17 protein-coding genes and 2 pseudogenes are annotated in these 20,389 nt (G+C 61.8%); 10 read left to right on the plus strand and 9 right to left on the minus strand.

Annotated features, from left to right (window positions below; translation table 11 throughout):
• The first annotated feature begins 120 nt into the window (after window positions 1-120).
• The 3 genes from HX869_RS14790 (at window position 121) to HX869_RS14800 (ending at window position 4,815) form a co-directional block, all read left to right on the plus strand.
• Window positions 121-1,887: an ATP-binding protein gene (locus tag HX869_RS14790; RefSeq protein WP_178903266.1), complete on the plus strand. Its 1,767-nt coding sequence runs from the start codon at window positions 121-123 to the stop codon at window positions 1,885-1,887.
• The gene (locus tag HX869_RS14795; RefSeq protein ID WP_008435499.1) at window positions 1,881-3,206 is read left to right on the plus strand and encodes a sigma-54 dependent transcriptional regulator; all 1,326 of its coding nucleotides are present in this window, start codon (window positions 1,881-1,883) and stop codon (window positions 3,204-3,206) included. Before HX869_RS14790 ends, HX869_RS14795 begins: the two co-directional genes overlap by 7 nt.
• Before the next feature lie 289 nt (window positions 3,207-3,495).
• The gene (locus HX869_RS14800) at window positions 3,496-4,815 is read left to right on the plus strand and encodes an MFS transporter (protein WP_008435500.1); all 1,320 of its coding nucleotides are present in this window, start codon (window positions 3,496-3,498) and stop codon (window positions 4,813-4,815) included.
• A 62-nt stretch (window positions 4,816-4,877) separates the two neighbouring features.
• Here HX869_RS14800 and HX869_RS14805 read toward each other — a convergent pair whose 3' ends face one another.
• Complete coding sequence (locus HX869_RS14805; RefSeq protein WP_178903267.1) at window positions 4,878-5,633, minus strand: hypothetical protein; 756 nt, start codon at window positions 5,631-5,633, stop codon at window positions 4,878-4,880.
• A 195-nt stretch (window positions 5,634-5,828) separates the two neighbouring features.
• On the opposite strand from HX869_RS14805, the gene HX869_RS14810 reads away from it, so the two are divergent.
• The gene (locus HX869_RS14810; RefSeq protein ID WP_008435502.1) at window positions 5,829-6,461 is read left to right on the plus strand and encodes a flavin reductase family protein; all 633 of its coding nucleotides are present in this window, start codon (window positions 5,829-5,831) and stop codon (window positions 6,459-6,461) included.
• A gap of 140 nt (window positions 6,462-6,601) precedes the next feature.
• On the opposite strand, the gene HX869_RS14815 is transcribed toward HX869_RS14810, so the two are convergent.
• A complete protein-coding gene (locus HX869_RS14815; RefSeq protein ID WP_003214132.1) occupies window positions 6,602-6,850 on the minus strand; it encodes a hypothetical protein in 249 nt (82 codons plus the stop codon).
• 43 nt (window positions 6,851-6,893) lie between these two features.
• Window positions 6,894-7,235, minus strand: coding sequence for an antibiotic biosynthesis monooxygenase family protein (locus HX869_RS14820; RefSeq protein WP_003214130.1), 342 nt, complete (start codon window positions 7,233-7,235; stop codon window positions 6,894-6,896).
• Between the two features lie 326 nt (window positions 7,236-7,561).
• Here HX869_RS14820 and HX869_RS14825 point away from each other — a divergent pair, with 326 nt between their 5' ends.
• Complete coding sequence (locus tag HX869_RS14825; RefSeq protein WP_003214128.1) at window positions 7,562-8,491, plus strand: AraC family transcriptional regulator; 930 nt, start codon at window positions 7,562-7,564, stop codon at window positions 8,489-8,491.
• A gap of 29 nt (window positions 8,492-8,520) precedes the next feature.
• Here HX869_RS14825 and HX869_RS31850 read toward each other — a convergent pair.
• The 5 genes and pseudogenes from HX869_RS31850 to edd all read right to left on the minus strand — a co-directional run.
• Window positions 8,521-8,622, minus strand: a pseudogene (locus tag HX869_RS31850) (N-acetyltransferase); the annotation flags it as partial.
• Window positions 8,623-8,643: 21 nt separating this feature from the next.
• Window positions 8,644-10,113, minus strand: a complete 1,470-nt coding sequence (locus HX869_RS14830) for an ATP-binding protein (protein ID WP_003214126.1) — start codon at window positions 10,111-10,113, stop codon at window positions 8,644-8,646.
• Window positions 10,103-10,834, minus strand: coding sequence for a response regulator (locus HX869_RS14835; RefSeq protein ID WP_003214124.1), 732 nt, complete (start codon window positions 10,832-10,834; stop codon window positions 10,103-10,105). The genes HX869_RS14830 and HX869_RS14835 overlap by 11 nt, the downstream gene beginning before the upstream one ends.
• Before the next feature lie 154 nt (window positions 10,835-10,988).
• The gene (locus HX869_RS14840) at window positions 10,989-11,945 is read right to left on the minus strand and encodes a glucokinase (RefSeq protein ID WP_003214122.1); all 957 of its coding nucleotides are present in this window, start codon (window positions 11,943-11,945) and stop codon (window positions 10,989-10,991) included.
• Window positions 11,942-13,768 carry a phosphogluconate dehydratase gene (gene edd / locus HX869_RS14845; RefSeq protein WP_003214119.1) on the minus strand — a complete coding sequence of 609 codons (1,827 nt, stop codon included), beginning with the start codon at window positions 13,766-13,768 and terminating at the stop codon, window positions 11,942-11,944. The genes HX869_RS14840 and edd overlap by 4 nt, the downstream gene beginning before the upstream one ends.
• A gap of 221 nt (window positions 13,769-13,989) precedes the next feature.
• Here edd and gap point away from each other — a divergent pair, with 221 nt between their 5' ends.
• The 5 genes from gap to HX869_RS14870 all read left to right on the plus strand — a co-directional run bounded on the left by gap (window position 13,990) and on the right by HX869_RS14870 (window position 20,174).
• The gene (gap, locus tag HX869_RS14850) at window positions 13,990-14,991 is read left to right on the plus strand and encodes a type I glyceraldehyde-3-phosphate dehydrogenase (protein ID WP_178903268.1); all 1,002 of its coding nucleotides are present in this window, start codon (window positions 13,990-13,992) and stop codon (window positions 14,989-14,991) included.
• A 197-nt stretch (window positions 14,992-15,188) separates the two neighbouring features.
• On the plus strand, window positions 15,189-15,707 hold the full coding sequence (locus tag HX869_RS14855) for an RNA polymerase sigma factor (RefSeq protein WP_003214115.1): 519 nt from the start codon (window positions 15,189-15,191) through the stop codon (window positions 15,705-15,707).
• Between the two features lie 61 nt (window positions 15,708-15,768).
• Window positions 15,769-16,737, plus strand: coding sequence for a FecR domain-containing protein (locus HX869_RS14860; protein ID WP_178903269.1), 969 nt, complete (start codon window positions 15,769-15,771; stop codon window positions 16,735-16,737).
• A gap of 117 nt (window positions 16,738-16,854) precedes the next feature.
• On the plus strand, window positions 16,855-19,434 hold the full coding sequence (locus HX869_RS14865) for a TonB-dependent receptor (protein WP_178903270.1): 2,580 nt from the start codon (window positions 16,855-16,857) through the stop codon (window positions 19,432-19,434).
• 131 nt (window positions 19,435-19,565) lie between these two features.
• A complete protein-coding gene (locus HX869_RS14870; protein WP_177019288.1) occupies window positions 19,566-20,174 on the plus strand; it encodes a biliverdin-producing heme oxygenase in 609 nt (202 codons plus the stop codon).
• A gap of 65 nt (window positions 20,175-20,239) precedes the next feature.
• Here HX869_RS14870 and HX869_RS14875 read toward each other — a convergent pair.
• Window positions 20,240-20,389, minus strand: a pseudogene (locus HX869_RS14875) (3-isopropylmalate dehydratase small subunit); the annotation flags it as partial.

The raw sequence follows: 20,389 nt of genomic DNA on the forward strand, positions 1-20,389 counted from the left end.
GGAGCGCTGCGCACTCCAACGGGGGACAAGCCCCCTCGCCACAAGACAATCCCTCCCCTCGCAACAAGCCATGCGCCTCATGCTATGGTGCTCGCCCCTAATTGCACTGTTCATCTTCGTATGATTGCGATTCCCCGTCCGCTGCGTTTGACCTTCTACTCCTTGCTGATCATCGCCGGCGCGGTACTGGCTGCCGCCCTGGCTACCCGCCACGCCGAACGCCTGGCCCTGGTGGATGACGCCGCCCGCGCCAATCAGCAGCTCATGCTTTATGGCAACTCCCTGCACACCCTGATCGAACGTTACCGCGCCCTGCCCGCCGTGCTGGCCCTGGACTCGGAAATGATCAGCGCCCTGAAGGGCCCGCTGGACACCGCCACCCAGGATTTGCTCAACCGCAAGCTGGAGCGCATCAACGGCGCCGCCCAGTCCTCGACCCTGGAACTGATGGACCGCAACGGCCTCGCCGTGGCCGCCAGCAACTGGAACCTGCCCAGCAGTTATGTGGGGCACAACTACGCGTTTCGTCCCTACTTCAGCCAAACCTTGAGCCAGGGCACCGGGCGTTTTTATGCAGTGGGCGTGACCACCGGGATTCCGGGGTATTTCCTCTCCAGCGCGGTGGTCGGCGAGAACGAGCAGTTCCTCGGTGCCATGGTGGTCAAGCTGGAGTTCCCGGAACTGGAGCGCGAGTGGGCCCAGGGCAATGACTTGCTGCTGGTCAGCGATGCCCGGGGCATTGTGTTTATCGCCAATCAGCCGGGCTGGCGCTACCGCGCGCTGCGTCCGTTGTCGGACAGCGACCACGCCGAACTCAAGGCCACCCGCCAATACGACAAGAAACAATTGCTGCCGCTGGACACCGAAGCCTTGCAGCGCTTTGACGAAAACAGCCACTTGATGCGCGTCGACGGCCCCGACGGCAAGGCCAATTACATTTGGGAATCCCTGCCGCTGAAGGCCGAAGGCTGGACCTTGCACCTGCTGCGCAAGCCACAATTTGCCTTTGAAGACCAACGCAACGCCGGCCTCGCCGCCGCCGGCTCATGGCTGGCGCTGGTGTTCCTGGTGCTGTTCCTGACCCAGCGCTGGCGCCTCGCCCGCTTGCGCCAGCGCAGCCGCGAAGAACTTGAACAACTGGTGGAAGAACGCACCCGCGCCCTGCGTACTGCCCAGGATGGCCTGGTGCAATCCGCCAAACTGGCAGCGCTGGGGCAGATGTCTGCCGCCCTCGCTCACGAAATCAACCAGCCATTGACCGCCCAGCGCATGCAGTTGGCGACTCTGCGGCTGCTGCTGGACCATGGCCGGGTGGACGACGCCTACCAGGCCCTGACCCCGCTGGACGACATGCTCACACGCATGGCCGCGCTCACCGGCCACCTCAAGACCTTCGCCCGCAAGAGCCCCAGCGGCCTGCGCGAACGCCTCGACCTGGCGACGGTGGTGGACCAATCCCTGCACTTGCTCGATGCGCGCCTGCGGGACGAAGCCATCGGCACCGTACTGGACCTGACCCGCCCCGCCTGGGTACGCGGCGACGCGATCCGCCTCGAACAGGTGCTGATCAACCTGCTGCGCAACGCCCTCGACGCCATGGCCGACAAGCCACGCAAGCGCCTGGAGATCCGTCTGCACGCCGATCAGCAGCTATGGCACCTGACCGTCAGCGACAGCGGCGGCGGGATTGCCGATGAAAACCTCAACAGCGTGTTCGACCCGTTCTTCACCACCAAGCCGGTAGGCGACGGGCTCGGCTTGGGGCTCGCCGTGTCGTACGCTATCGTCCACGAACTTGGCGGGCGCCTGAGCGCCGGCAATCAAGGTGACGGGGCGATCTTTACCCTGACCTTGCCCATCGCGCTGGAGACGCCAGACCTATGTTGAACGCGGTGATTGTGGTCGATGACGAAGCCAGCATTCGCACGGCCGTCGAGCAATGGCTGAGCCTGTCGGGCTTTGAGGTGCAGTTGTTCGGCCGCGCCGAAGAATGCCTGGCGCAATTGCCGAGGGACTTTCCCGGGGTGATCCTGAGCGACGTGCGCATGCCCGGCCTCAGCGGCCTGGAGTTGCTGGCTGAAGTGCAGCGGCGTGACGCCGACCTGCCGGTGATTCTGCTCACCGGCCACGGCGATGTGCCGATGGCCGTCGAAGCCATGCGCGACGGCGCCTACGACTTCCTCGAAAAACCCTTCAGCCCTGAAGCCCTGCTCAGCAGCCTGCGCCGGGCGCTGGACAAGCGCGGGCTGGTGCTGGAAAACCGCCGCTTGCATCAGCAGGCCGATCACCGGGCCCAACTGGAATCGAGCCTGCTGGGGGTGTCCCGGGGTTTGCAGAACCTGCGCCGGCAAGTCCTGGACCTGGCCGGCTTGCCGGTCAATGTGTTGATTCGCGGCGAAACCGGCAGCGGCAAGGAGCTGGTCGCCCGTTGCCTGCATGATTTCGGCCCCCGGGCGAAGAAGCCGTTTGTGGCGCTGAACTGCGCGGCGATTCCCGAGCAGCTGTTTGAAGCCGAGCTGTTCGGCCATGAAAGTGGCGCGTTCACCGGCGCCCAGGGCAAGCGCATCGGCAAGCTGGAATACGCCAATGGCGGCACGCTGTTTCTCGATGAGATCGAAAGCATGCCGCTGGCCCAGCAGGTGAAATTGCTGCGGGTGTTGCAGGAGCAAAAACTCGAACGGCTCGGTTCCAATCAAAGCATCAAGGTGGACTTGCGGATCATCGCCGCCACCAAACCCGACCTGCTGGACGAAGCTCGCGCCGGGCGTTTTCGCGAGGACTTGGCCTATCGCCTGACCGTCGCACAACTGCGCCTGCCACCGCTGCGGGAACGCCGGGAAGACATTCCCCTGCTGTTCGAGCACTTTGCACAAAGCGCCGCCGAGCGCCTGGGCCGCAACTTCGCGCCGCTGAGCGGACCCGCGCTGGGGCGCCTGCTCAGCCATGACTGGCCGGGGAATGTGCGGGAGCTGGCCAATGCCGCGGAACGCCAGGTGCTGGGGCTGGGTGAACCGGAGCCGGAAGGCATCGAAGCCGGGCAATCGTTGGCGGCGCAGCAGGAAGCATTTGAAGCCCATTGCCTGAAAGCCGCGCTGACCCGGCACAAAGGCGATATCAAGGCGGTGCTGGCCGAGTTGCAACTGCCACGGCGCACCTTCAATGAAAAAATGCAGCGCCATGGCCTGGCGCGGGATACGTTCCTCTAACCCGATCGTTCCCACGCTCCGCGTGGGAATGCAGCTCTGGACGCTCCGCGTCCGCCCTTAAAATCGTGACGCGGAACGTCACAGGATGCGCTCCCACGCAGAGCGTGGGAGCGATCTTCGTCGGCGGATTTCCGCTCATCACCCTTCAATCATCAGCGATTTTCCGCTCAAAAAAATCTCCAAACCCTTCTAGACCGGGCCTTCATCGGCTTGGCACAGCTCCTGCTATAGCCCAGCCAGGCTGCGCTACCGCGCGCTCCACAAAAACAATTAGATGAAGGATCCTTAAATGGATAACTCCAACTCCCTGCCTCTGGGGTCGGCGACTGCGCCGGCAAAAGGACGCACCACCTCCAGCCGTATCAAGTCGATCTTCAGCGGATCGGTCGGCAACATGGTCGAGTGGTACGACTGGTACGTCTATGCGGCTTTCTCCCTGTATTTCGCCAAGACCTTTTTCCCGAAAGGCGACACCACCGCCCAGCTCTTGAACACCGCCGCGATCTTCGCCGTGGGCTTCCTGATGCGCCCGATCGGTGGCTGGCTGATGGGCCTGTACGCCGACAAGGTCGGGCGTAAAAAGGCTTTGATGGCCTCGGTATACCTGATGTGCTTCGGCTCGCTGCTGATTGCCTTGAGCCCGGGCTATGAAGCCATCGGTATCGGTGCGCCGATCCTGCTGGTATTCGCCCGTTTGCTGCAGGGCCTGTCGGTCGGCGGTGAATACGGCACCTCCGCCACTTACCTCAGCGAAATGGCGACCAAGGAACGTCGGGGCTTCTACTCCAGCTTCCAGTACGTGACCCTGATCTCCGGCCAGCTCATCGCCCTGGCGGTATTGATCGTGCTGCAACAATTGCTGACCACCGAACAGCTGTACGACTGGGGCTGGCGTATCCCGTTCGCCATCGGCGCCCTGTGCGCGGTAGTGGCGCTGTACCTGCGTCGTGGCATGGAAGAAACCGAGTCGTTCACCAAGAAAGAAAAGGCCAAGGAAAGCGCAATGCGCACCTTGATGCGCCACCCCAAGGAACTGATGACCGTAGTCGGCCTGACCATGGGCGGCACCCTGGCGTTCTACACCTACACCACCTACATGCAGAAATACCTGGTGAACACCGTCGGCATGAGCATCTCCGACTCCACCACCATTTCGGCGGCCACGCTGTTCCTGTTCATGTGCCTGCAACCCATCATCGGCGGGCTGTCGGACAAGGTTGGCCGCCGGCCGATCCTGATCGCCTTCGGCGTCCTCGGCACCCTGTTCACCGTGCCGATCCTCACCACCCTGCACACCATCCAGACCTGGTGGGGCGCGTTCTTCCTGATCATGGCGGCGCTGATCATCGTCAGCGGCTACACCTCGATCAACGCCGTGGTGAAGGCCGAATTGTTCCCCACCGAAATCCGCGCCCTGGGCGTTGGCTTGCCCTATGCGCTGACCGTGTCGATCTTCGGCGGCACCGCTGAATACATCGCGCTGTGGTTCAAGAGCATTGGCATGGAAACCGGTTACTACTGGTACGTCACCGCGTGTATTGCGGTGTCGCTGTTGGTGTATGTGACCATGAAGGACACCCGCAAGCATTCGCGGATTACTACGGACTAAGGGTTCGGCAGGCGTAAAAAAAGGGCCATGTCAGTCAATGACACGGCCCTTTTTCATTGCCCTCAAGACAGCTCGGCAGCCGCCAGGCGTCCATACCGACGCTGGGCATACGCCGCCCCGGCAATCATCACCACCAGCACCGCCGCCAACACGGCCGACGAGCCGATGGTGCCAAAGTCCAGCCCGCCCTTTTCATGGGGTTTGGTCAGGAAGTCACCCAGGGTTGCGCCGAACGGCCGGGTCAACACAAACGCCACCCAGAACAGCAGCACCGACGAAATCCGCGTGAAGTATTTAAGCAACACCACCACCGCGATACTCGCCCCGATCAGCAACGCGCCACCAGCGAACCCCAGCCCGGAATCATCCGCGAGGAAATCACCCAGCGCCGTGCCCAGGGTGTTGGAGAACAGGATCGCCATCCAGTAGAACAGCTCACCGCGAAAGGTCTGCACCTTGTTCACGTTCAGCGAGTCGCCGCTGATACGCCACAGGGCAAAGATCGCCACCAGGATCGACACCAGAATCATCGAGCCCGTGGCATAACCCAGCCCCAGCGTGCGGTCCATAAAGTCCGACATGGTGGTACCGGCGGTGCTGGTGGACAGGATCACGATCCAGTACAGCACCGGGTTGTAGGTTTTCGACCAGAGTTGCGTCACCAGAGTGACCAGGAACACGCTGATCAGGATCATCGAGCTGATGGCGTAACCGACATTCAAGGTCATCGACAGCAAGTCCCCGGCGGTTTCGCCCAGGGTCGTGGCGCAGATTTTCATGACCCAGAACGCCAGGGTGATCTGAGGAAGTTTGTTCATTGTGCAGAAGGCTCCAAAGGCTCAGTCGTTCAATCGGTCGACTTACAGGGGGTGTCGACCTGGCGCGCAGACTGACCCGGGAGCTGTGAAAAATAGGTGGGGGCTGTATGAAAATTCCATATGGATGATAGAAATCCGCCGCGCCGGATTGCACTATGGTGCCCTCCCCAGAACCGCGCAGCAGGAACCCCGGCCATGTCCGACGATATTCATTTCTACGAACCCGCCAACGGCCACGGCCTGCCCCATGACCCGTTCAATGCGATTGTCGGCCCGCGCCCGATTGGCTGGATTTCGTCACACGACAGCCAGGGCCGCCTGAACCTGGCGCCCTACAGTTTCTTTAACGCGTTCAACTACATTCCGCCGATCATTGGGTTTTCCAGTGTCGGGCGCAAAGACAGCCTGAACAACATCGAACAGACCGGTGAGTTCGTGTGGAACCTGGCCACCCGCCCGCTGGCCGAGCAGATGAACCAGAGTTGCGCGCCGGTATCACCCGAGGTCAACGAGTTTGAATTGGCCGGCTTGACGCCGGTGGCTTCAAAGGTGATCGCCGTGCCTCGCGTGGCCGAAAGCCCGGTGTCGTTCGAGTGCAAGGTGACGCAGATCATTCAGCTGCAGCGCGCCGACAAGGAGCTGGTGCCAAGCTGGTTGGTGCTCGGCGAGGTGGTCGCGGTGCATATCGCCAAATGGCTGCTGAAAGACGGGGTGTACGACACGGCTGCCGCCCAGCCGATCCTGCGTGGAGGTGGCCCGGCGGATTATTTTCAGTTGGGGCCGGAAGCGCTGTTCAAAATGTACCGCCCAGGCGCCGCGCAACGCTGATTGGAATGCGATAAAAATGTGGGAGCGGGCTTGCTCGCGAAGGGGGCGTATCAGTCAATGCATATGCCAACTGATCCACCGCATTCGCGAGCAAGCCCGCTCCCACACAAGCCGCTCCCACATTTGGATCAGCGGTGTTTTCAGTTGGCGGAAGTTGCCCAAGAGAGCTGACCGTCTTCATCTACATCGACCAAGCGCTCCAGTTGCAGCGCTGCGGCATCGTCGGCGTCGGAGGCAGTCTTGAACGTCTGTCCATCGAGGATCTTGTGAAAGCGCGGTGCGCCCATGCCATCCAGCGCCTTGACGGCGATGGCGGCGCTATAGCCACCCTCTTCTTCACGCACCAAGGCGGAAACGGCTTCGTGGTGGGCAAACTCTTTACGTGCCATGTTGCAGGTCCTGGCCAATGGGAAAGGCGGCCATTCTAAAGCACTAGCCCGCCAGTTGCAGGTACTCGCCATAGGCATTGGCCGCCGAGGCGTCGGTAAAGGTCTGGAAGTCCATGCTGCGAACCACCATGTCATTCAACAACTCGGTGAAGACCATCAGCGCCGGCGAGCTGAAGTAGGCACTCATCGCCTGCTCGCTGCTCCAGAAGCCCGACACCAACCACACATCCGGGTCGGCCAGGGAGTGCTGCAACGAGAATTGCAGGCAACCCTGAGCCTGGCGGCCCGGTTCGATCAAACTGCTCAAGCGTGCACCCAGTTCGGTGCTGTACCCGGTACGGGCACGGATAAAGGCCATATGGCTCGCGGGAATGGGGGTGGACATGTTCGACTCTCCCGTTGAGAAGTGATGCTCGGCAAGCACTGTGAGGGCGTGTTGCCACAGGATCAAAGATACGGGCGCGGGTGTGGATGCGGTTAGTCAATTCCTGCTGGCTTATTGCACAATCCTGCGAGATACGTAGATATAGCAATCGGCCTGCGAAGTTTATTCCCGGCATGACTGCCGTATTTCAGGGGCATGACAGGCCCCGGCTTGCCTGATTCACGATTTTTCGCAGGATCAGGCAAGGATTGTGCAGAATCGAAATACCGCTTTTTGCAAAGCCGCCCTTAAGCTGTGCCCATCGTCAAAGCACCAGAGGATGTCCCATGTCGTCGCCCGAACTTCGCTCCAAACCCCTCGACGCCGATATGGAAAAGCAGCGCGCAGAACTCGCCGGCATCGTTCGCCGGCATACCTGGGAGGATGGTTCCTACGGCACGGCGATCACGTCGCTGTATCTCAACCGCCATAACTCCCCGCGTGAATTCACGCCGGTGCTGGTTGAACCCGCGCTGTGCATCCTCGCCCAGGGCAGCAAGGAAGTGCGCCTGGCGGATGAAGTCTTCGCCTACGACCCGCTCAATTACCTGGTGTTTTCGGTAGCGATGCCGGTGGCCGGGCGCATCCTTGATGCCACGCCGGAAGACCCCAACCTGTCGATTCGGGTGAATATCGACCCGGCACAGATCACCGCACTGATTGCCGAAGCCGGGCCGATGGGCGTGCCCCCGCGCCCGACCTCCCGAGGGATGTATGTCGACCGCCTGGACAGCCAGCTACTGGACGCCGTGCTGCGCCTGACCCGATTGCTCGACGCACCGAAAGACATCGCAATGCTCGCGCCGCTGATCAATCGGGAAATTCTCTATCGCCTGTTGCGCGGTCCACAGGGTTATCGGCTGTATGAAATCGCCGTCGCCAACAGTCAGAGCCATCGGGTGAGCCAGGCGATCACCTGGTTGAACGGCAACTACGAACAGCCCCTGCGCATTGATGACCTGGCCAAGGAAGTGAACCTCAGCGTCTCGACCTTGCACCACCGCTTCAAGGCGATGACCGCCATGAGCCCGTTGCAGTACCAAAAACAGTTGCGCTTGCAGGAGGCTCGGCGGTTGATGATCGCCGAGGGCCTGGAAGCCTCGGCGGCGGGGTATCGGGTGGGCTATGAGAGCCCATCGCAGTTCAGCCGCGAATACAGCCGGCTGTTTGGTGCGCCGCCGTTGCGGGATCTGGCCAGGTTGCGCCAGAGCGTCTAACCACGGTTATAACGCCGGATGCTAATAATGTGGCGAGGGAGCTTGCTCCCGTTGGACTGCGCAGCAGTCCCATCTTTTGGGGCCGCTTCGCGCCCCAACGGGAGCAAGCTCCCTCGCCACAAGTACTCGATCAGCTGCGGTATTGGTGGCGTTCAATCCAGGCCACGAGGCAGTTGCAAGGTCACCCGCAAACCGCCCTCCCGTAGATTCTGCAAACTCACTTCACCGCCATGGCTGTGGGCAATGTTGCGGGCGATGCCCAGGCCCAGGCCGTAACCCTGTTGCTGCCCGGCCAGGCGGAAGTGCGGTTCGAAGACCTGCTCCAGGCGCTGTTCCGGCACGCCCGGGCCTTCATCGTCGACGTGGAGGATGAACTCCGCGCCATCGTCTTCAATATGCAAATGGGCGTTCTGCCCGTACTTCAGGGCGTTGTCGATCAGGTTGCCGATGCAGCGCTTGAGCGCCAGCGGCTTGCCCGGGTACGTCGTAAGTGCCCGACCATGTTGGGTCACGCGCCCATTGCCGTTGGGCGCCAGGTACGGCTCCACCAGGCAGTCGAGTACGTGGTTGAGGTCCACCGGTTCGATGTTTTCGTGGATGTCGGTGTCCTTCACGCACTGCAACGCGCCTTTGACCAGCAACTCCAGTTCATCCAGGTCGCGGCCGAACTTGGCTTGCAGGTTCTCGTCTTCCAGCAATTCCACCCGCAACCGCAGGCGTGTGATGGGTGTGCGCAGGTCGTGGGAAATGGCGCTGAACAGCTGGCTGCGTTCGGTCAGGTAACGGCTGATGCGTTCGCGCATGGCATTGAACGCGCGGCCTACTTCCACCACTTCGCTGCCGCCGCCTTCGGCCACCGGCTCCACGTCGGCGCCCAGGGACATGTCCCGCGCCGCCCTCGCCAGGCGCTTGAGTGGGCGGCTTTGCCAGTGCACCAACAGGCCGATAAACAGCAGCAGGAAGCCGCTGGTGAGCACGATAAACCACACCTGCTGGTATGGCAGGCCTTGTTCTTCGAGGCTGGTATAGGGTTCGGGCAGCAAGGAGGCAATGTAGAGCCATTCGCCCTGGGCCAGCTGGATCTGGGTGACCAACACCGGCGGATTCACCGGTTCCAGGGTCAACGCGTAATGCGCCCAGGAACGCGGCAATTCATCGAGTTTCAAGCCGGCGTTGAAGATGCGCAGGTCTTCGGCGCTGACGAACTCCACCGAAACATGCACGTCGCTGCCCAGGGTCTGGCGCAACACTTCTTCGACAGCACCGAGCACTGCATGCTTGCGCGGGGTTTCCGGCAATACCGCCATGTCCAGGGGCTTGTCGTTGAGCGTCACCACAAACCGGGTACCGCCCATGCTGCGCAACTGGTCCAGTACCAACGGCCGGAAGGCCACCGGCAACGAGCGGAAATAACTGACGCTGGCGGTCATCGAATGCGCCAGGCTGCGGGCGGCGGTTACCAGGCCTTCAAGCTGGGTAGCGCGCAATTGCGAGACCCAGATCACGCTGGACAACGCCTGGGCAAACAGCACCGCCAACAGGGTCAGCAGCAACATCCGCCCCAGCAGCGAACGCGGTACCGGGATGCGCCGGCGCAGTTCACGCAGGCGCTCAGTGGGCATTGCCGGCAACCACGCTGGCTGCCAATTGATAGCCACTGCCGCGCACGGTGCGGATCAGCCGGGGTGGTTTTTCGGTGTCGCGCAGGCGTTGGCGCAGACGGCTGACGGCCATGTCGACAATCCGGTCCAGGGGCATCAGGTCGCGGCCACGGGTGGCGTTGCCGATGGTGTCGCGGTCGAGGATTTGCTGGGGGTGGTCGAGGAACAGTTTGAGCAGGGCAAAATCGGCGCCGGAAAGAATCACTTCCTCGCCGTCGACGTGGAACAGCCGGTGGCTGACCATGTCCAGGCGCCACTCGCCAAACACCAGCACCTCGCCGCCGCTGCGCTCCTGGCCAAACTGGCAACGCCGCAACAGGGCCTTGATACGGGCCTGCAGCTCACGGGGGCTGAAGGGTTTGCCGATGTAATCGTCGGCACCCAGCTCCAGGCCGATGACGCGGTCGGCTTCGTCGGAACTGGCGGTGAGCATGATGATCGGCACCTGGGCCTGGCGTGGGTGCTGGCGGATCCAGCGGCAGAGGCTGAAACCGTCTTCGTCCGGCAGCATCACATCAAGGATCACCAGGTCGCACGGGGCTTCGTTCATCGCCTGGCGGAACCCCGCGCCATCCGGCACGCCGCGCACCTGGAAACCGGCGCGGCTGAGGTAGGTTTGCAGCAACTCGCGGATTTCCTGGTCGTCGTCGACCAGGAGAATGGATTTACTGATTACGCTCACGGGGTCCTCCTTGTTGTTATGGCCAAGCTTAAGTCATTTGTTGCCCTTGAGGCCGCCTTCGCGAGCAAGCCCGCTCCCACATTCGACCTCATTCATCCAGTTGGAATGGGATTGAATGTGGGAGCGGGCTTGCTCGCGAAGAGGCCATCACTGCCTACGCAAATGCCTGCTCAAGCGCCACACCAGCACCTGTCAACCCTGAATACGGTGCCGTCACCAGCCACACCGGAATGCCTTTGAAGTAGTCGCTCATGCAGCCCTTGTCGCCAAAACTCCTGGCAAAACCACTCTTGATAAAGAAATCGGCAAAGCGCGGGATCACCCCACCCACGATGTACACGCCACCACGACCGCCGGTGGTCAGCACATTGTTACCGGCGACGCGGCCCAGCCAGATACTGAACTGGTCCAGCACTTCCAGGGCAATCGGGTCGCCCGCCAGGCCAGCGGCAGTGATGGCCTCGGGAGTTTCCAGAACCGCCTCGTGACCGTCCACCGCGCAGATCGCCCGGTACAACCTGGGCAAACCGCCACCGCTCAAGGCAGTTTCAGCGCTGACATGGCCGATCTCATTGTAGATGTGCTGCCACAGCTGGGCTTCACGCGGGCTGCTCACGGGCAGGTCGACATGGCCGCCCTCCCCCGGCAATGCCGCCCAACGGCCATGGCCGAGGTCGAGCAAGGTGCCGACGCCCAGGCCAGTGCCCGGGCCAATCACCACCGCAGGGCGCAACGGCTCCGGCGTGCCTTCGCACACCACGCGGAATTCGTCGGGCTTCAGGCGGGTCATGCCCAGGGCCATGGCCGAGAAATCATTCACCAGCAGCAGCTCGTCCACCTGCAAGGTCTTGCAGAACGCAGTCTTGCTCAGGCGCCAGTGATTGTTGGTGAATTTAAATTCATCTCCACTCACCGGCCCCGCGACCGACAGGCACACCGCGCCAATCGAGCCGATGGCCAGGCCTTCTTCCTTCAGATAGACCTGGATCGCCTCTTCCGGGCTCGCATGATCCGCCGTCGCATGGACGCGGATCGAATGCAGCTCCTGATCCCGCCACAACGCAAAACGGGCGTTGGTACCACCGATATCACCGACCAGCGCTAGCTTCACTTAAGTGTCTCCAAGGCAGAGGTAAAGGCGCTGGCGCCCTGCTCTGCGGAGCTTGCAGCCAAACGCATGAACGCAAACAACTCGCGACCGGCCCCCACGTTATTGCCCAGAAGGCCCGTGGCAGGCGCGCGCGCGGCAAATTCTTCGGCGTCCACCTTAAGCTCCAAGGTGCCTTTGACGCCATCCACGCGAATGATATCGCCATCGCGCACACGTGCCAGTGGCCCGCCGCTCTGGGCTTCGGGGTTGACGTGAATCGCGGCGGGAATCTTACCCGACGCGCCGGACATGCGCCCGTCTGTTACCAACGCCACTTTGAAGCCACGATCCTGCAACACGCCGAGGAACGGGGTCATCTTGTGCAATTCCGGCATGCCGTTGGAGCGCGGGCCCTGGAAACGCATCACCGCAACAAAGTCTTTTTCCAACTCACCGGCCTTGAACGCGTCGGCCAGGTCTTGCTGGTCCTGGAACACCACGGCCGGGGCTTCGACAATTTGATGTTCGAGGGCCACGGCGGAGACCTTCATCACACCCCGGCCGAGGTTGCCTTCCATTACCCGCAGGCCGCCTTCCGGAGAGAACGCACGGGCCACGGGACGCAGGATGGTTTCGTCGAGGCTTTCGATCGGGCCTTCACGCCATACCAGCTCGCCGTCCACCAGGAACGGTTCCTGGGTGTAGCGGCTCAGGCCATGACCGGCCACGGTGTTGACGTCGTTGTGCAGCAGGCCGGCTTCCAGCAGTTCGCGGATCAGGAACGACATGCCTCCCGCCGCCTGGAAGTGGTTGATGTCGGCCTTGCCGTTTGGATACACGTGGGACAGGGTCGGCACCACCTCGGAGAGGTCGGCCATGTCATCCCAGGTCAGGATGATGCCCGCCGACATGGCGATGGCCGGCATGTGCAGGGTGTGGTTGGTGGACCCACCAGTGGCGTTGAGGGCGATGATGGAGTTGACGATGGATTTCTCGTCGACGATCTCGCCGATCGGCGTGAAGCTGCCGTTGGCCTTGGTCAGGCGCGTGACCTGGTGCGCGGCTTCGCGGGTCAGGGCGTCACGCAGCGGCGTGTACGGGTTGACGAACGAGGCGCCCGGCAGGTGCAGGCCCATGACTTCCATCAGCAACTGGTTGGTGTTGGCGGTGCCGTAGAAGGTGCAGGTGCCCGGGCTGTGGTAGGACTTCATCTCCGATTCCAGCAGCTCTTCGCGAGTGGCCTTGCCTTCGGCGTAGCGCTGGCGCACGTCGGCTTTCTGTTTGTTGGAGATCCCCGACGGCATCGGGCCGCCCGGTACGAAGATCATCGGCAGGTGGCCGTAGCGCAGGGCGCCCATCATCAGGCCGGGGACGATCTTGTCGCAGATACCCAGCATCAGCGCGGCGTCGAACATGTTATGGGACAGCGCTACCGCCGTGGACATGGCAATCACTTCGCGGCTCAGCAGGCTGAGCTCCATGCCTGGCTCGCCCTGGGTCACGCCGTCGCACATGGCGGGGGTACCGCCGGCGAACTGGCCAACAGAACCGACTTCACGCAGGGCCTTTTTGATTTGCTCGGGGAAATGTTCGTATGGCTGGTGGGCCGACAGCATGTCGTTATATGACGAAACAATTGCCACGTTGGCGGCGTTCATCATGCGCAGGCTGTTTTTGTCTTCGGTGCCGCACCCGGCCACGCCGTGGGCAAAGTTGGCGCATTGCAGCTTGCCGCGCATCGGGCCGTCGCTGGCAGCGCCGCGAATGAGCGCAAGGTATGCCTCACGGGTTGCACGGCTGCGGGCGATAAGCCGTTCGGTGACCTCAAGTACGCGGGGATGCATGTATAGAACTCCAGGCTAACGGATGTGGCGACCTGAGTGTCTATGCTGGTCAAAAGCCCGCCGCGAAGAGGTTGGCAGGGTGTTGCTTGACCAATCGGACCAGTTGATTCAGGTCACTCGTTGTAGATTGAACAAAATATTGCCACTAAAAAGGCTTGTTTTCTATTTTTATGCGAATAATCTTGTAATTCTTACAACAAATCGACGACAGGCACCTTCCAATGACTCTACGTATCGCTATCAATGGTTTTGGCCGTATTGGCCGTAATGTCCTGCGCGCACTTTATACCCAAGGCTACCGTCAGGATTTGCAGATCGTCGCCATCAACGATCTCGGCGACAGCTCGATCAATGCCCACCTGCTTAAATACGACACCGTCCACGGTACTTTCGACGCAGAGGTCGCTCATGATCAGGAAAGCCTGACCGTGAACGGTGACCGGATTGCCGTGAGTGCCATTCGCAACCCGGCCGACCTGCCGTGGGCTGCGCACAAGGTGGACGTGGTGTTCGAATGCACCGGTCTGTTCACCGACCGTGACAAGGCCGCCGCCCATATTACCGCCGGCGCGCGCAAGGTGATCATCTCGGCCCCGGCCAAGGGCGCTGATGCCACCGTGGTGTATGGGGTAAACCATGACATTTTGCGTCAATCCCACCAGATCATCTCCAACGCTTCCTGCACCACCAACTGCCTGGCGCCCGTGGCCCAGGTGCTGCACCGCGAGCTGGGCATCGAAAGCGGCCTGATGACCACCATCCACGCCTACACCAACGACCAGAACCTGACCGACGTCTACCACACCGACCCGTACCGCGCGCGCTCGGCCACCCAGAACATGATCCCGAGCAAGACCGGCGCTGCCGAAGCCGTGGGCCTGGTGCTGCCGGAACTGGCAGGCAAGCTGACCGGCATGGCCGTGCGTGTACCGGTGATCAACGTGTCGCTGGTGGACCTCACCGTGCAACTGAAAAAAGAAGCCAGTGCCGAGCAGGTCAACGCGCTGCTGAAAGAAGCCAGCCAGCACTCGAGAATCCTCGGCTATAACACCCTGCCGCTGGTTTCCAGCGACTTCAACCATAACCCGCTTTCGTCGATCTTCGACGCCAATCACACCAAAGTGAGCGGCAAACTGCTGAAAGTGCTGGCCTGGTATGACAACGAGTGGGGCTTCTCGAACCGGATGCTGGATAACTGCCTGGCGCTGTGCAACGCCGAATAAACCAGCGGTACTGACCTCTCCTGCAGGAGCTGGCTTGCCTGCGATGGCATCACCGCGGTCCACCTGACAGACAGCGCGGAACGCATCGCGGGCAAGCCCGGCTCCCACACGGCCTTGCTTCATGCTCCAAAATAGCCACTTGCCATTTGCGTTGATGATAAGCATTATCATTCACTGCAAATCGGTCTGGTATCACTGTGAGCCAATCTCGTTTCAACCAAGTCTTCCTCACCCAACGGGTGATTTTGCTGCGCACCTTGCAGCGGATGGTGAATAACCACAGCACCGCCGAGGACCTGTTGCAGGAAACCTACCTGCGCGTTACCCGGGCCCTGAGCGAGCGGCCGATCGACCACCTCGAACCCTTTGTCTACCAGACGGCGCGCAACCTGGCGCTGGACCACCTGCGCGCCCGCAGGATTCAGGCCCGCACCCTGCAGGAAGATGTCCCGCTGGACGTCCTGCAAAGCGTCGCCTCCCCCGTCAGCACCCCCGAAGACGCGACACAGGCCGAGCAATTGCTCGAGCACCTGAGTGTCAGCCTCGGCCAGTTGAGCGCCCGCCAGCAGCAGATATTCATCCTCAGCCGCCTGCACGGTTGCAGCTATCAGGAGATCGCCGACAAGCTCGACGTGTCCCTGAGCACCGTGCAGAAGGAACTGAAACTGATCATGGCCATCTGCATAGGTGTGGCCGAAAGACTGGATCGCCCTTAAGCTTTGGCGGCACAGTCTGTAGGACTATTGATTAAAACGTGGCGAAGACCCGAGGAACACCGTGACGGAACCGAATAAACGGCACCCCCATGAGCTGGCTCATGAGGTGTTGCAAGACGCGGCCATGGACCAAGCCCTCGACTGGCTGATCGCCTTGCAGTGCCCGCAACCCGGGCAGCAGGCGGAATTTGAAGCCTGGCTCGCCAACGACCCGTTAAACGCCGAAGCCTTCATCAAGGCCCAGACTGCCTGGAGCGGAGCGCCCGTTCACAGCGCTGCCGTCGCCCTGAATGCGCCACGCAAACCCAGCGCCTGGCGCCGTATCAAACCGCACTGGAAGCCCCTGGCCACTGCCGCCGTGTTGCTGCTGGGCCTGTTCAGCTTCAGCAACCTGCCTATGCGCCTGCAGGCCGACCATCTGACCGTGGTGGGCGAACGCCAACGCCTGCAGCTGGACGATGGCTCGAAAGTGTTGCTCAACACCAACTCAGCCTTCTCCAGCAGCATCAAGGACCACCAGCGCATCGCCCGCTTGTATCAGGGCGAGGCGTTTTTCGAAGTGCTGCCCAGCCGTGGCCTGCCCCTGGAAATCGACGCCGGCCCGGTGCGCGCCAGCGTGAGGGACACCTCTTTCGCGGTGCGCTACTTGAACGGTGAAGCCCAGGTTCAGGTACAGCGCGGTGATGTCGACCTGAGCAACACGTTTGACGACGCGCGGGTGCGCCTGAGCGCCGGTGAAAGTATCCGCATCGGGCCCAAGGGCTTCGGCCAACCGGCCAAGCTCGACACCACCAAGGACCTGGCCTGGGTCGACGGCCGGCTGATCTTCGAAAACTGCCCGATGAGCGAAGTGCTGGCCGAATTGCGTCGCTACTACCCCGGCTGGATCGTCAACAACAACGACAGGCTGGCCAGCGTGGCCGTCACCGGCAATTACCGGCTCGACCAGCCGCTCGACGTGGTGCGCTCCCTGGCCCACATCACCTCGGCCAAGCTCTCGGAATACCCGGCGCTGGTGATCCTGAACTAAATGAGAATTATTTTTACTCGATAGCCAGCGACGATACGTCTCGTTATAGCCAATGCAACTGATTCCTATTTGATTCAGTGCGCAACTATAAGATTCGTACCTTCCGGAGCGCTCTCGATGTCGTCTCGTTTCAACCGCCGGTCCTCTTCGCCCGTTCGCCGCCAGGGCTTGTCGCTGCTGACGGCCGCAATCCTGTTGGCCGGTGCGCCCGTCATGGCTGCCACCGCCGCCGAGCCTGCCAGCCGCAGCCAGGGCAATTACAGCTTCAGCATCGAGCAGCAATCCCTGGTCTCGGCGCTGAACGCCTTCACCGCGGTGACCGGCTGGCAAGTCGGCCTGCCGGCAGAACTGGGCCAGGGTGTGTCGTCCCCTGGCGTGCGCGGCTCATTGCCGGCGGATAAAGCCCTGGACCAGCTGTTGGTGGGGACCAACCTGGGCTATCGCAAACTGGGCAACAGCAACATCGTGCTGGAAAAACGCGTCGCCGTCGGTGCCATCACCCTGCAACAGATGACCATCAGTGCCACCCGCCAGGAACAGGCCGTGGACAGCGTGCCCAGCACCGTGACCGTGCACGACCGCGAAGAACTGGACCGCCAGAACGTCAACACCATCCGCGAACTGGTGCGTTATGAGCCAGGTGTTTCGGTGGGCGGTGCCGGCACCCGCTCCGGCAATGCCGGCTACAACATTCGCGGGATCGACGGCGACCGCATCCTGACCCAGGTGGACGGCGTCGAAGTCCCCGACAACTTCTTCAACGGCCCCTACGCCAAGACCCGCCGCAACTACGTCGACCCGGAAATCGTCAAGCGCGTGGAAATCCTGCGCGGCCCGGCCTCGGCCTTGTACGGCAGCAGCGCCATCGGCGGCGCGGTGAGCTACTTTACCCTCGACCCCAACGACATCATCAAGCCCGGGCAGGACTACGGCGCACGCCTGAAGACCGGCTACAGCTCCGCCGATGAGAGCTGGCTGACCTCCGGCACCGTCGCCGGTCGCGTGCAGGACTTCGACGGCTTGCTGCACCTGAGCCAGCGCAACGGTCACGAGATGGAATCCTACGACGGCAATAACGCCACCGGCCTGGCCCGCACCGGCGCCAACCCGGAAGATGCGCGCACCACCAACGTGCTGGCCAAACTGGGTTGGAACTACGGCGAAGACAACCGCCTGGGCCTGACCTACGAGAAGTTCAAGGACGATCGCGACACCAACCTGAAAAACGCAGTGGGTGGCCCGTTTGTCGGTGGCCAGGGCTTCAACTTCTACCGCGGCCGCACGGGCAACGACACCATCACCCGCGAACGCTTCGGCATCGAAAACAAGTTCGCCCTCGACTCGCCGATTGCCGATCACATCAAGACCAGCCTCAACTACCAGATCGCCAAGACCGACCAGACCACCGCAGAAATCTACCAGCCATCGCGCAAGGTATTGCGCACCCGCGAGACCCTGTACGAAGAGAAGCAGTGGGTATTCGACGCGCAGTTGGACAAGGCTTTCAGCATCGGCGAAACCGACCATGTCGTGACCTACGGCACCACCCTCAAGCAGCAGAAAGTCACCGGTTCCCGTGAGGGCGCCGCGACCTGCCTGGCGGTCGGCGCAGGCTGCACCGCCATCGGTGCACCAAGCCCGTCGGCCGCCGACAGCGTGAAAAAAGCCAGCGACTTCCCCGACCCGACCATCAACTCCTACGCGCTGTTTGCCCAGGACCAGATTGCCTGGGACAAGTGGACCTTCCTGCCCAGCGTGCGTTACGACTACATCCAGCTCAAACCCAAGCTGACCCAGGAATTCCTCAATACCGTTGACCCGACACGCATCTACGACCACAGCGATTCGGAAAAGAACTGGCACCGTGTAACGCCAAAATTCGGCATCACTTATGCCCTGACCGAGCAATACACCTGGTTCGGCCAATACGCCGAAGGCTATCGCACACCGTCGGCCAAGGCCTTGTATGGCCGCTTTGAAAACCTGCAGCAGGGCTACACCGTCGAACCCAACCCGGACCTCAAGCCGGAAAGCAGCCGGGGCGTCGAAACCGGGATTCGCGGCAACTTCGACTCGGGCTCGTTTGATGTGGCGGTGTACTACAACAAGTACCGTGATTTCATCGACGAAGATGCCTCGGTTGCCGGTGGCACCGTCCAGCAGTTCGAAGCCAACAACATCAAGCACGCCACCATCAAGGGAGTGGAGGCCAAGGGCCGCTTGAGCCTCGACGCATTCGGCGCACCGCAGGGCCTGTATACCCAAGGCTCGATTGCCTACACCTACGGGCGCAATGACGACAACGGCGAACCGTTGAACAGCGTCAACCCGCTCAAGGGCGTGTTCGGCCTGGGCTATGACCAGCAGAACTACGGTGCGCTGGTCAGCTGGACCCTGGTCAAGAAACAGGACCGCGTCGACAGCACCACCTTCTTCGCCCCTGACGGCAACAGCGCCAACGGCCCGTTCAAGACCCCGGGTTTCGGCATCGTCGACCTGACCGGCTTCTACAAGGTCACCAACGACGTGACCATCAACGGCGGCCTGTACAACCTGACGGACAAGAAATACTGGAACTGGGATGACGTGCGCAGCTACGACAGCGTCGGCGAAGCCGGTGTGACCGGCCCGGCCAACCTCGACCGCCTGACCCAGCCGGGCCGCAACTTTGCGATCAATCTGATCTGGGACATCTGATCCATGGAGCCTCACCCCGGCGCGATTTAATCTGCGCCGGGGTGAGGATTTTTTACTGTGACGCGTCTTCTGGTTCGTCTAGTTCATAACAGCCTGGCAACCAGACGCTTTCTCTTCTCAAGGACTCCCCGATGACCGCCTCCCCTACCGCAGAACGTGCAGCCCTGCGCTCCCAGCGCCTGAACCAGATCACCAATGAACCGCATACCAAGCTCGATGCGTTGGTGAAGGCCCATGCACCGTTTGAAACCCAGGCCAACTTCGCCCGCTTCGTGGTCGCGCAGTACCTGTTCCAGTCGGAGCTGGTGGCGCTGTACAACGATGCCGAGTTGATCAAGATCGTCCCTGACCTCGCCGAACGCTGCCGTGCCGAAGCGGCCAAGCTGGACCTGGGCGACCTGGACACCGAAGTACCGGCACCGGTGGCCGGCGCGGTGAAAAACCCGAGCAAGGCCGAAGCCCTGGGCTGGCTGTTCGTGTCCGAAGGCTCCAAGCTGGGCGCCGCGTTCCTGATCAAGCGTGCCGTGGGCCTGGGTTTGAGCGAAACCTTCGGTGCCCGTCACCTGGGCGAGCCTGCGGGGGGTCGCGCTGAAGGCTGGAAGCGCTTCACCCGCACCCTCGACGCGCTGGAATTCAGTGCCGAAGAAGAAGCCGAAGTGGAGAAAGGCGCGATTGATGCGTTCGTGCGCTTCACCGTGTTGCTGGAACAGGCGTACGCTAGCGCCCCTGAACTGGCCTGATTCCCTGATTGGAATGCAATCAAATGTGGGAGCGGGCTTGCTCGCGAAGTCCGGTCTACATGGAATCAAGCGTCGCGAAACAACCAAGGCTGGCTGGCCCGGTGTTTGGTTTCAAACGCGGCAATCGCATCGCCGTCCTGCAAGGTCAGGCCGATGTCGTCCAGGCCATTGATCAGGCAGTGCTTGCGGAAGGCGTCCACTTCAAAGTGATACAC

The organism is Pseudomonas sp. P7779 (genome assembly GCF_013386315.1).
In the GTDB taxonomy this organism is placed as follows: domain Bacteria; phylum Pseudomonadota; class Gammaproteobacteria; order Pseudomonadales; family Pseudomonadaceae; genus Aquipseudomonas.